This window comes from [Erwinia] mediterraneensis, assembly GCF_900604315.1.
Lineage (GTDB): Bacteria > Pseudomonadota > Gammaproteobacteria > Enterobacterales > Enterobacteriaceae > Pantoea > Pantoea mediterraneensis_A.
In genome coordinates, this window is record NZ_LR026978.1 from 3,514,786 (window position 1) to 3,527,193 (window position 12,408).

Consider the following 12,408-nt stretch of genomic DNA (forward strand, 5'->3'; position numbering starts at 1 on the left):
GGCTCGCCCTTCTCTTTTTTTGCCCCGCTCCCATTCTCGTCTCGTTATAGCTCAACGCTATTAATTATCACCGATCATTCTTTTGCCCTGCTGCGCCCTTCGGCGACGATAAGCAAGCGCTTCGCATCAGGCTGCATTTCAGATTACTTCTGTGTGCGCCGTGCCAGTCATTTGCAAAAGGAATCACTATGGATCAACGCCGTTACCCCGGCCATAGCCACTGGTTTTATGAAAGCCAGGCCAGTCCCCGCGCTTCGCAGACTGCGCCGCTGGTCCCCGCTGCGGCAGAGGTTGACGATCGTTTCCTGCTTGGCCTGGGTCAGGAGACCAGCGTGCCCGCGTCGCTGCTTGAGGCCAGTGAGCCTGTTCTGCAGATGGCGCGCGAGCTGAGCCAGCGCCTGCTTCCTGATGCCCTGAGCACTGACCTGCTGCATACGCTGACGCTCTATGATCGCCTCAGTGTCGCGCTGACGGTGGCTCAGGTGGCGGGCGTGCAACGTCTGTGTAATCACTATGCGGCGCGTCTTAACCCGTTGCCCGGACCGGATTCATCGCGAGAGAGCAATAACCGTCTGACGCAAATCACCCAGTACACGCGCCAGCTGGCGACGCAGCCCGAGCTGATCACCCCGGAAGCGCTGGCGGCGTTGGATGCGGTAGGACTGAGTGAACCGGATATCGTTACCCTGAATCAGCTGATCGGTTTCGTCTGCTATCAGGCGCGCGTGGTGGCCGGTTTGCAGGCGTTGATGGGATTCCCGGTACGCTGGCTGCCGGGAATGGCAACCCCGCCCGATGCTGACAGTGCGGCCTTTGCCGTCTCAACAGAGTGGCAGCCCGCCATCAGGCCAGTAGAGTTGCGCTATGCCAGTAGCGAACAGCTGGCGGCGATCACCTTTTGTCAGGCGCTGCCCGCGCTGCAGGATGCGATCTGGCTGCTGGCGCAGGATGCCGTAGCGCTTTACGGCTGGGCGCAATTGCAGTTATGGCTGGCGCAGCAGCATACGTCGCCCTTCATGGCACTGGCGCAGGCGGTAAGCGCGCGCATTAATGGCAGCGCACGCTGTTTTCAGCACTGTCAGGGGGAAATGCGCACCGCCCTGCTGGCCGGTGTCGATCAGGCAGCCGCGAATCTGAGTGATCGGGAATCTGCCACGGTGATCATGCTGGCGGCACAGATGACGCGTGCGCCTGAGCGCCTGAGCGCCGCCCAGCTGCAACCGCTGACCGACGCTGGCTGGTCGCAGGCAGACTGCTTTGCACTGATACAGACAGTGGCACTGGCGAACTGGAATAACCGTCTGTTTGCGGCGTTAAGCAAACAGCCTCAGTCAGCAAGATGACCCCGGGCCTCGTCGAAAAAGTGCTGTGACAGCGGCGTTGCCTTGCCCGGTTCGGCAATCACCAGCGCCGCCTGACGCGCCATGCCGGGGACATCAATCATGCGCTGCTGTAATTTTTGCAGTAATTCCGGCTGCAGATGTCCTACGGGCCCCACCAGCACCCCTAATCCTGCCTGTGCGCTCTGCAACAACTCCAGAATCGAGGCGCTTTCAACAATTACCCGCGGCGTAATGTTCGCTTCCCGAAACGCACTGTCGAGGTAACGGCGGAAATAACGCGTGGGTTCGGCCAGACAGAGCGGCAACGTGGCCAGCGCGGCGAGTGTCAGCCTGTTTTCCTGCACCAGTTCAGGGAAGTAATCCGGGTTAAAGAGGGCTTCGACGCCGCGATCCGCCAGAAGAGAGGTCTGGAAATGCAGTTCCCGCAGCGTCGCCATTTCAAAAAAGCCGATGCCGACATCTACGGTATGGCTGTTCAGCGCCTCAAGCAGTTGATCGGCACTCAGCACTGAAATGCGGTAATCGAGCTGCGGATAACGCAACGCAACGGCCTTCAGCAACCCGGGCAGTGAGACGCTGCATTGCGGCATCACCCCCAGCCTCAGGGTACCGTTGACGCCATGCTTCAGGGATTCCACTTCCAGTTTCAGCCCCTGATAGACCGAAACGATCTCCCGGGCCCATGCCAGTACGCGCTCGCCTTCCGGGGTGAAACCGGCAAAGTTATTGCTGCGGTTGATTAAAGAGAGCCCCAGTTCGCCTTCCAGATTCTTCAGGCGCATGGAGAGCGTCGGCTGACTGACGAAACTGGCTTCCGCAGCACGACCAAAGTGGCGCTCACGCTCAAGGTTACACAGGTAAATAAGTTGCTTAATGTCCATTATCTTTTATATTCAGTAAGTTATATTCAAATTGAATCAGGGAAATAAAAACAGGTACTTATCCGTGTACTCAATGTGAATCTGTCTGTTTTTCAGATAATGTCACATCTGCCAGGACTAATCTTACCCGAAACCGTTATGAAGCGCCTTTTCCATTTAAGCGGCCCTGGAGGGGGTAAATAACGCACTGAGCGCATAGCTTGTTGATTAAAGATTCTGGCAGCAGAAGAAAGTCGCAAAGGGTCAAATTTTAATCAGTGCGCCTTCCCGGTGCGTCAGCTTAGCGCCGGGAAGGCGGGTAAACAGCCTGTTATAAATGCTCATGAGATCTGTCAGGCGACGGCACGCTTTTTACCGGGAATTCCAGCACTTTTCTGATTAACCACTCTGCATTTGAGCGGGTAATTAACAGGACGACAAACAAAGCTATCACGATGGAGAACGCTAATAATCCCCTCTGCCCCATAAAATCCTCAAGCGTGGGTCGCGCCTGAGCGAAAACCAGGACAACAAAGCCATGAAGCAGGTAAACAGATAATGACCGGGCTCCAATATCAGACAGAAAACCCTGTTTATTACGTAGCAGGGTAAGTAAGGAAATAATCAGGCAAAAGGATGACAGCGTAGCGAAAAGCCTTAACCCGACCCCCTGTAAAAAAGAATACTCCATATCCACAAAGGTATACGACCCAAACCACAGCCTGTAATCAATGGAAAAATACAGGGTTATTATCAGGCTGAGAATGGCTGACCACAGAGAAGGTAATTTCAGCCGGCGCAAGAGTGGCGCGTTGATTTTATACAACGCCCCGGCAATAAAGAATGGCAGAAAATTCAGGGTCCTTAACCATGAAAAATCATAGCTTGATATTGATGCGGCACCAGCAACCAGCGCTATCAGTAAAGAAGATAACAGAACAATCCCTGATATGCCAAAAATGCCTGTAATAATATAAAAGCAGGCTAATGACAGAAGAAACCACATTAACCAATAGGGTTTGGTTAATGCAGTCTGGATATCCATCGTGTGATCAAGAACAAAGTACAGGCTGTACAGGAACTGAAATATTATGTAGAGGAAAATGATTTGTACGCTTCGCAACAGCCACTTTTCCCGCTTGAAAAGCGCGCCTGCCAGAAAGATAAAAGCTGGCATATGAATCATATAAATCCCTTCCATGATATGGTGGCTGATCTTCCACTCCCAGCCATTTTCAGACTCCATAAAATGGCCCAGCACAACAAAGATAATCATCAGGCCTTTCGCATTATCAATCAGGTAATTACGTTCCATCCGATCCCTACCAGCAAAATATATGACAATAGCAGCTGACGGATGGAATGATATATGGAGCGAGGATAATGTGACGAAAGTCACATCCTGATGCTGGCAGATTTTATCACCCTGATGATACTGGCGACCTTATTACCCTGTTGCGACAGCTTATTTCCTCTGCTGAATCCCGGCTTACTTTAATTATTAAAAAGCCACAGCATGGCCAGTCTCGCTGATGCAATCAGGCCACAGGCTGTGGCTGATTAAAAGCTACGGCTTCAGGTGCCTCCCGATGAGTGGTTAAATGGCCAAACCTGCTCACGCCTGATACACACAGCCTGGGAAAAAATGACCATTGCGCCCCTCCGCTCAGAGGGATTAGCCGCAACAGCATTACTATAGTAACCATTCAGCGCTGGAAAATAGTTGGTTATCCCATTTGTCATTTTTCAGGATTAATACCTTACCGCCGTACCAGTCAGAAATTTTATTGCGCATCAGAATCGCGTTGCGCCTTATAAAATACGCGGATCTGTTTGCGTCAGGTTTATCAGAATAAGCGCCAGCTGCCTTGCACGGTTTGCCGCGGGATGCGATGAGTAAAGGGGAAGACAGCAGCAGACCGACCCGTCTGTATGCTGCTCCCGACAAGAGTGACACTGCAAAGCCGTTATGCGTGACGGCTTGACGGTGCACTTTTGCACCAGAGCGCACTGCGGTGCGTAAATTCCACTGATACATCCTGTTTAGCCCCGACAGTAATGTCCGGGGCTTTTTTTGTCCCTGCGCTGTGGTGACCACAAGCAGAATATTTAATCCGTCTGGTATAAGCGAAACGGCAAGAGAGTGGGGAAAATCACAGTTAAAAAAATTTTTTTATTACGCTTTGCTTTTAAATGGTGCAGAGCAACCGGAATTATCTTATTGGCCTGATGGCCCGCCTCAACTACGCCGGGGGAATAATCCAAAGAGAGTATCAGTAATAAAGGCATTTCACCTGCTCTACGGATGACCTTAACGCGCCATTGTTGTGCAAAACGAGCCGGTAAAAAAGGACCGCAGCGATAATAACACTGTATATTTATCAGGATTCAGCTGTTCACAAGAGCGCGCTATGTTTGCCCTTCAGCCAGCCTGAGAGTGGGAAGCAGACGCATACAGCAAAGGAGGAATGGCTGGACACCTCTGCAAGGAGTATAAAAATGGCAAGTGCAAGCTTGAATGACGTTAATTTTAATCTTGAGTCTTTAGAAGTAGCAGCAATCGAAATTTGTAAGACCAAAGGCATGCTGGGTTTATTATTGAATCACGTGCCGACTGACATACAGCACTCCTATTTTCAGCGATTAAAAGATGCCGGTCTTGACGATGAGCTGGTCTGGCTCCAGCAGATCGTTGATGCCAGGTAATACAGGGAAGACAGCCCCGCCCTGTGTGCAGGACGGGGCTTTTTTCTGGTGACGGCCGGGTGTAAGCAAGCAGAACACCGTGTTCCTTACTGAGTCATGCATTGCTTCAGCGAATAAAGTCGCGAAGTTGTGCTTTATTTTCCACCAGCCAGCGGGGGAAATGCGCCTCAGTCAACGGGATAACTTTAAATTTACGCGGCCGGTTCCAGATATCAACATTATTCTCGACACAGTATCGTATGTGATCGGGATTATTAAACTCAGGTAAATCATACTCTGTATGAGAAATGGTCGACATTTTTTCACTGATGCGTGCATCTGTCATCACCCAGGAGAAATGCCAGCCACCGTCAGAAACGATTTTTGATCGCCATTTCAGCCAGTTCCACTTTAACCAGCTGTTACGTACAGGATTACCTTTTTGCTTCACATTGCGCAGCAACTCTGGCTGGCCAAGGAAAAAACCATTCAGATTTTTAAGGGCTACCATTTTAGGCAGTTTACACTGACGCGGTGTTTCATCCTGATTAAACACCTGCACATTAAATTTGAAGTTATAAAAATTCAGATAAACCGTAGTGCAAAGATGGCTGCGACTAAATTGCGCAATCGCTTCTGGCTTTATAATCTCATCAACATCAGAAACGATAATGATGTCGTCATCCCGGGCATCCGCCAACCCTTTCATAATAGAATTACGTGCTGCCGCCTCATTCACCCAGGGGTTTTCAGCAGGAGGGGCGTCATTAACAACGTAGATAATCTGCTCTTTAAAAGCAGCGTACTTTTCCGCATCAAAATGCAACTTTTCCCGTTTCTCGCCGGTAAAGGTGTAAAGCGACTCTACAATAACAAATTTATCGACATACTTATGTAAAGTATTCAGACGCAGAGATAAAAGCATATCTTCGTCATAATAAAGAAAACAATCATAAATCATGGTTATAAACTCAGGGGAATATAAAAAACAAGCGCTGTTGTGTGCGATATTCTGGCCTGTTTTTACAGAAAAAGCGATATTTCTCTGGAGTAACCTTTAAAAAAATCTGGTCATTTTACTGGCGCGCTACTGGCCAGACATCAGATGTAATGAAAAAAGCGCTTCAGTCAGTGAGGCTGCCTGAAGCGCCATTTGTTATCAGGCCACACCCAGTGCCCTTTTTACTTCGTTAGCTATCTTTTCTACCTGGGGTCCGTAAATCACCTGTACATCATGATCACTGACGCGGTTTACGCCGTTAGCGCCGGTAGTCAGCAACGTCTGATCAACCACCTCTTTCATCTCTTTGACGCGCACGCGCAGACGGGTGAAGCAGCAATCGACATCTTCAATATTGCCCTGCCCGCCGAGGCCGCTGATGATGACCTGAGTACGTTCATCGGCAGGCACCACCTCCGCTTTTTGCTCCTCATCAGATTCCCGTCCCGGGGTTTCTACCTGCATGCGCTGAATAATAAATTTAAAGCCATAGTAGTAGAGCGGGACATAGATAATGCCCAGCGCAATGGTCCACCACCAGTGGGTTTTACTGCCGCCGAGGATGCCAAATACCACCAGGTCAATGGCACCGCCCTGTACATTACCGATCATCAGATGCAGCACCGACATCAGCATAAATGAAAGGCCGGTCAGCAGCGCATGAAGCACATAGAGCACCGGTGAGACAAAAATAAAGCAGAATTCCAGCGGCTCGGTGATCCCGGTAGTAAAAGAAGTGAGCGCCCCCGCCAGCACCAGCGCTTTTACCCGTTGCTTATGCTCTGGCCGCGCGGTGTGATAAATAGCCAGCGCCGCAGCGGGCAAACCAAACATCATCACCGGAATTTTCCCCTGGGCAAGGAATTGCGTCGCCATACGCACCGTGTCATCAGGAATCGCCCCCGGGTTGGTAAGGGAGGTATTGAAGATATTGAGCGCGCCGACAATCGTTTGTCCGTCCACGGTAGCCACGCCGCCAATAGGCGTGAAGCGCACGGTTTCATTAAGAATATGGTGTAAACCGGTCGGGATCAGCAGCCGTTCGCTGGCGCCCAGTAAAAAAGCGCCGTATTGCCCGCTTTTGCCAATCATCTGACCGACCCAGGCAATCGCCGCGCCCAGCGTGGGCCAGATCAGCGCCAGCAGCACCCCCACCAGCGGCAGAATCACCACCGTCACGATAGGCACAAATCGCCGTCCGCCAAAGAAGCTGATCGCGGTAGGCAACTGCTGGGTGTAAAAGCGATTATGCAGCACCACCGTCAGTAAGCCGGCAATCACCCCACCCAGCACGCTCATGTTGTAGGTGAAGATGCCCAGCATTTCGATATATTCTGCAGACGACATCATCGCTGCAGTTTGATCCATCCCCGCCTGTTGCAACGCTTCCGGCGTGGTGGTAGCTGCCGTCAATCCTTTTGCCGCCAGCGTCGCGCTAATACCCACGTTCATGGCGATATAGCCGATCACCGCGGCAAATGCGGCCGTGGGTTTTTCCGCTTTTGCCAGGCCAATGGCACTGGCGACGGCAAAAAACACCGGTAAGTTGGCAAACAGTGCACCCGCCACCTTACGAATAAAGCCAATCACCAGCTGCGGCACCTGCAGACTGGCGAACGTTTCCCCTGTCACCGCCGGGTTCTGCATCGCGGCGGCAAGACCAAGGAAGATGCCCGCCGCAGCAATCACCGAAATTGGCATCATTAAGGCTTTGCCAAAGGCGTGAACCTGGCTGCCGAGATTTTTCATTTTTGCGCCCTTTCTTGTGGAGAAAGAGCAAGTATTAGCCACTTCCCTGGTGTTAGAGGCAAAACCGCAGCCGAAGGGAGAATAAAATTAGATCGCCTTCACACTTTCTGTCCCGGTGACGATAAACGCCAGCTATCGCACCATTAAGTCAATCAATTAGACAAGTTTTGCTGTGAGTCGCACACTTGCCACCCAGAGTAAGTCATAATTTATTAACAATTTTTCTACATAAAAAAGCCTGCACTCACTATGAAATTTAAACGCAAAATTAAACCCTACCGCGCTGCCGCGGGCGGCTGGGGATCACTGGAAGCAACCACCCGTTTCGTTTTTGACAGCAAAGCAGCACTGAAAAATATGCGCAACCTGATGCGCATGAACAAAGCACGTGGTTTTGACTGCCCGGGCTGCGCCTGGGGCGATGATAATAAAAGCACCTTTAGTTTTTGTGAGAACGGCGCCAAAGCTGTGACCTGGGAAGCGACACGCCGCGTAGTCGATCCCGAATTCTTTGCCCGTCACAGTGTCACCACCCTTTATGGTCAGAGCGATTATTTCCTGGAATACCAGGGTCGCCTGACTCACCCGCTGCGTTATAACGCTGAAAACGATCATTACGAACCCATCAGCTGGGATGACGCTTTCGCGTTAATCGCCCGCCATATCAAGGCGATGGACAATCCCAACCAGATGGAACTCTATACGTCAGGTCGCGCCAGTAACGAAGCCTCCTGGCTCTACCAGCTGTTTGGCCGCATGCTGGGCACCAATAACTTCCCTGACTGCTCCAACATGTGTCACGAAGCGAGCGGCTCCGGTCTGAAGCGCAGCATCGGCGTGGGTAAAGGCACTATTCGTCTGGATGATTTCGATCATGCCGATGCGATTTTTGTCTTCGGTCAGAACCCGGGCACTAATCACCCGCGTATGCTGCATAGCCTGCGTCATGCTGCCGACCACGGTGCGAAGATTGTGACCTTTAACACTCTGCGTGAACGTGGTCTGGAACGTTTTGCCGATCCGCAGAAACCGCTGGAAGTGGTGACATCCATGGCTGGCACCATCAGCTCCGCCTATTACCAGCCGAATCTCGGCGGTGATATGGCTGCCGTACGCGGTATGGTGAAAGCGCTGCTGGAGACTCATCGCGCCCGTCTGGCTGCCGGTGAAAACGGTCTGTTTGATCAGGCGTTCCTGAACGCAAAAACCCAGGGCGTGGATGCTTATCTCGCGGCGGTTGATGAAACCCGCTGGGAAGATATCGTGCAGCAGTCTGGTCTGAGCGAACAGCAGATTCGTGAAGCTGCCGCCATCTATCAGAGCGCCGATCGGGTGATCATCACCTGGGCGATGGGGATTACCCAGCATAAACACTCTGTGGATACGGTACGTGAAATCGTTAACCTGCAGCTGCTGTTTGGTCAGCTGGGTAAAAAAGGCGCAGGCCTCTGCCCGGTTCGTGGTCACAGTAACGTGCAGGGCAACCGCACTATGGGGATCGATGAGAAGCCGAACAAGGCATTTCTGGATGCCCTGGGCGCTCACTTCAATTTCGAACCGCCGCGCGAGCATGGTCATAATACTGTCGAAGCGTTGGGCGCAATGCTGCGTGACGAGATTAAAGTGCTGATTGCGCTGGGGGGCAACCTGGCCGCCGCCGCGCCTGACTCTCCGCGTACCGAAGAAGCGCTCGCGCGCTGTGGTCTGACGGTTCATATCAGCACCAAACTGAACCGCAGCCATCTGGTACCGGGTCATGAAAGTCTGATTCTGCCGACCCTGGGCCGTACCGAGCGCGATCTGCAGGCTACCGGTTCGCAGTTCATCACCGTCGAAGACTCGTTCAGCATGGTGCACGCCTCTGAAGGTGTTGGCATCCCGCTGGCAGAGACGCAGCGTTCAGAAACGGCAATTGTTGCCGGTATCGCCAATGCAGTGCTGGGCAATGAGAAAGTAGACTGGCTGGCGCTGGCAGGCGATTATAACCTGATCCGCGATCATATCGCCGCTACCATCCCGGGCTTTGCTGACTTCAACAACAAGTGTGATATCCCGGGCGGTTTCTACCTGGGTAACGCCGCTGCCGAACTGCGTTTCAATACGCCGTCGCAGAAAGCGGAATTCAGCGCTGCCGCCCTGCCGGCCTCGCTCTTCCCGCAGCTGGATGAAGCCGTGCCCTTTACGCTGCAAACGCTGCGTTCGCACGACCAGTACAACACCACCATTTACGGTCTCGATGACCGCTATCGTGGCGTCTACGGTCAGCGCGAAGTGGTCTTTATCCATCCGGAAGACATGGAAGCGTTGGGCTTCAGCGAAGGTCAGCTGGTGGATATTGAAACGGTGTGGAATGATGGTATCAGCCGTCGCGTCAGCGGCTTTAAGCTGGTGCCTTACAACATTCCACGGGGTAATCTGGCTGCTTACTATCCTGAAACCAACCCGCTGGTGCCCCTTTCCAGCTTTGGTGACGTGAGCGGCACGCCGACCTCAAAATCGGTTCCGGTGAAGCTGGCACTGACCGCGACAATGTCAACGCAACGTATCGCGTAACGGTATTGTTTTCCCAGATAAAAAGCCGGCTCTGCCGGCTTTTTCCCTTGTTTTGGCCTTGCCGCGCGCCCCTGATTCGCGTAAAACTGTCTGCCGCTGTTAGGCCACGAAACTAAATAAACTATGTTCCAGGATAATCCGCTGCTCGCGCAGCTCAAAGAGAAACTCCACGCGCAAACCCCGCGCGCGGAAGGTGTAGTGAAAGGCACCGAAAAAGGCTTCGGCTTCCTTGAAGTCGATGCGCAAAAGAGCTATTTCATTCCGCCGCCGCAGATGAAAAAAGTGATGCATGGCGACCGCGTTGTGGCCATCATCCACACGGATAAAGATCGTGAGAGTGCCGAGCCGGAAACACTGGTTGAGCCCTTCCTGAGCCGCTTCGTTGGCCGGGTACAAAAGAAAGACGATCGTCTTTCTATTGTGCCGGACCATCCCCTGTTGAAAGATGCTATTCCCTGCCGTGCCGTACGTGGTCTGACCCACGATTTTCAGGCGGGCGACTGGGCGGTTGCCGAGATGCGCCGCCATCCGCTGAAGGGCGATCGCGGCTTTTATGCTGAACTGACCGAATTTATCACCACTGCGGAAGACCATCTGGCACCCTGGTGGGTCACTCTGTCGCGCCATAATCTGGAACGCGAAGCCCCGGACGTCACTTTCGGCGAGATGCTGGAAGAGGATCTTACGCGTGAGGATCTGACCGCTCTGCCGTTTGTCACCATCGACAGCGCCAGCACCGAAGATATGGACGATGCCCTGTATGTGGAAGAGACGCCGGAAGGCGCGCTGCGCCTGACGGTGGCTATCGCCGATCCTACCGCCTATGTGACGCCCGGCAGCGAGCTGGATAAGCTGGCCGCAGAGCGCGCCTTTACCAACTACCTGCCGGGCTTCAATATCCCGATGCTGCCGCGTCAGTTGTCTGACGATGTTTGCTCGCTGCGTCCGCAGGTGCGTCGTCCGGCGCTGGTGTGCCGCGTCACGGTGGAAAAAGATGGTAGTCTGGCGGATGATATCCACTTCTTTGCCGCCTGGATCGAATCCAAAGCCAAACTGGTGTATGACGAAGTCTCTGACTGGCTGGAAAATGCCGGTGAGTGGCAGCCTGCCAGCGAAACCATCGCGCAACAAATTCGTCTGCTGCACCGCCTCTGCCTGGCGCGCGGCGAGTGGCGTCAGCAGCACGCGCTGGTGTTCAAAGATCGCCCGGACTACCGCTTCCTGCTGGGCGAAAAAGGCGAAGTGCTGGATATTCTGGCCGAGCCGCGCCGCATCGCTAACCGCATGGTCGAAGAAGCGATGATTCTGGCCAACGTCTGCGCCGCCAAAGTGCTGCGCGACAAACTGGGCTTTGGTATCTACAACGTGCACTACGGCTTCGACGCCGCCAATGCTGAACAGGTGGCGGGCGTGCTTGCCGGACACGGCGTTACCGTGGATGCCCGGCATATCACTACGCTGGAAGGCTTCCGCGCGCTGCGTCAGCAACTGGATGCCCTGCCAACACAATATCTCGACAGCCGTATTCGTCGTTTCCAGGCCTTTGCCGAGATCAGTACCGAACCCGGCCCGCACTTTGGCCTCGGGCTGGAAGCGTATGCGACCTGGACCTCACCGATTCGTAAGTATGGCGATATGGTCAACCATCGTCTGCTGAAAGCGATCATTCGTGGCGCCGACGTGGCGCGTCCCCAGGATGCGCTGACGCTCACCATGAGCGAACGTCGTCGTCTGAACCGCATGGCGGAACGTGATGTGGGTGACTGGCTCTACGCGCGCTTCCTGGCCCCTGCTGCCGGCAGCGACCGTAAGTTCAGCGCGGAGATTATCGATGTCTCACGCGGCGGGATGCGGGTGCGTCTGCTGGAGAACGGCGCCGTGGCCTTTATCCCTGCTCCCTTTATTCACGCGGTGCGTGATGAACTGGTGTGCAGTCAGGAAAACGGTACGGTACAGATTAAAGGCGAGACCGTTTACCGCGTTACGGATGTGATTGATGTAACTATCGCAGAAGTGCGCATGGAAACACGTAGCGTGGTTGCTCGTCCGGTAGCCTGACGACAATCTGAGTTAAAAACAGTGCGGGATAACAGAGTTATCCCGCTTTTTTTCTTTGCCCACCAGCAAAAGTTAAATTTGTCTTCTGCTTCACACTTCTTTACTGATTCTCTTTCCCTGACAAACAATTACATTACTTTTAACTTGTTTTTGATCGCTT

At 53.1% G+C, this 12,408-nt stretch carries 9 protein-coding genes; 4 read left to right on the forward strand and 5 right to left on the reverse strand.

Annotation, left to right across the window (positions count from 1 at the left end):
• Positions 1 to 188: 188 nt before the first annotated feature.
• Entirely contained in the window at positions 189 to 1,343 is a 1,155-nt protein-coding gene (locus tag E0E17_RS16555; RefSeq protein ID WP_130835092.1) for a carboxymuconolactone decarboxylase family protein, read from the forward strand.
• Here the strand turns inward: E0E17_RS16555 and E0E17_RS16560 are convergent.
• The 3 genes from E0E17_RS16560 to E0E17_RS16570 all read right to left on the reverse strand — a co-directional run bounded on the left by E0E17_RS16560 (position 1,328) and on the right by E0E17_RS16570 (position 4,241).
• Positions 1,328 to 2,224, reverse strand: a complete 897-nt coding sequence (locus E0E17_RS16560) for a LysR family transcriptional regulator (RefSeq protein ID WP_130835093.1) — start codon at positions 2,222 to 2,224, stop codon at positions 1,328 to 1,330. The two genes, E0E17_RS16555 and E0E17_RS16560, sit on opposite strands and share 16 nt — an antisense overlap.
• A 310-nt stretch (positions 2,225 to 2,534) precedes the next feature.
• The gene (locus tag E0E17_RS16565) at positions 2,535 to 3,518 is read right to left on the reverse strand and encodes an acyltransferase family protein (protein WP_130835094.1); all 984 of its coding nucleotides are present in this window, start codon (positions 3,516 to 3,518) and stop codon (positions 2,535 to 2,537) included.
• Between the two features lie 378 nt (positions 3,519 to 3,896).
• Positions 3,897 to 4,241, reverse strand: coding sequence for a hypothetical protein (locus E0E17_RS16570; RefSeq protein ID WP_130835095.1), 345 nt, complete (start codon positions 4,239 to 4,241; stop codon positions 3,897 to 3,899).
• A gap of 461 nt (positions 4,242 to 4,702) precedes the next feature.
• Here E0E17_RS16570 and E0E17_RS16575 point away from each other — a divergent pair, with 461 nt between their 5' ends.
• Positions 4,703 to 4,909, forward strand: coding sequence for a hypothetical protein (locus E0E17_RS16575; protein WP_130835096.1), 207 nt, complete (start codon positions 4,703 to 4,705; stop codon positions 4,907 to 4,909).
• Between the two features lie 106 nt (positions 4,910 to 5,015).
• Here E0E17_RS16575 and E0E17_RS16580 read toward each other — a convergent pair whose 3' ends face one another.
• Positions 5,016 to 5,849, reverse strand: coding sequence for a glycosyltransferase family 17 protein (locus tag E0E17_RS16580; RefSeq protein WP_130835097.1), 834 nt, complete (start codon positions 5,847 to 5,849; stop codon positions 5,016 to 5,018).
• A gap of 198 nt (positions 5,850 to 6,047) precedes the next feature.
• Positions 6,048 to 7,637: a PTS transporter subunit EIIC gene (locus tag E0E17_RS16585; protein ID WP_130835098.1), complete on the reverse strand. Its 1,590-nt coding sequence runs from the start codon at positions 7,635 to 7,637 to the stop codon at positions 6,048 to 6,050.
• Positions 7,638 to 7,886: 249 nt separating this feature from the next.
• Here E0E17_RS16585 and E0E17_RS16590 point away from each other — a divergent pair, with 249 nt between their 5' ends.
• Positions 7,887 to 10,190 carry an FdhF/YdeP family oxidoreductase gene (locus E0E17_RS16590; RefSeq protein ID WP_130835099.1) on the forward strand — a complete coding sequence of 768 codons (2,304 nt, stop codon included), beginning with the start codon at positions 7,887 to 7,889 and terminating at the stop codon, positions 10,188 to 10,190.
• 123 nt (positions 10,191 to 10,313) lie between these two features.
• The gene (locus tag E0E17_RS16595; protein WP_130835100.1) at positions 10,314 to 12,248 is read left to right on the forward strand and encodes an exoribonuclease II; all 1,935 of its coding nucleotides are present in this window, start codon (positions 10,314 to 10,316) and stop codon (positions 12,246 to 12,248) included.
• Positions 12,249 to 12,408: the final 160 nt, after the last annotated feature.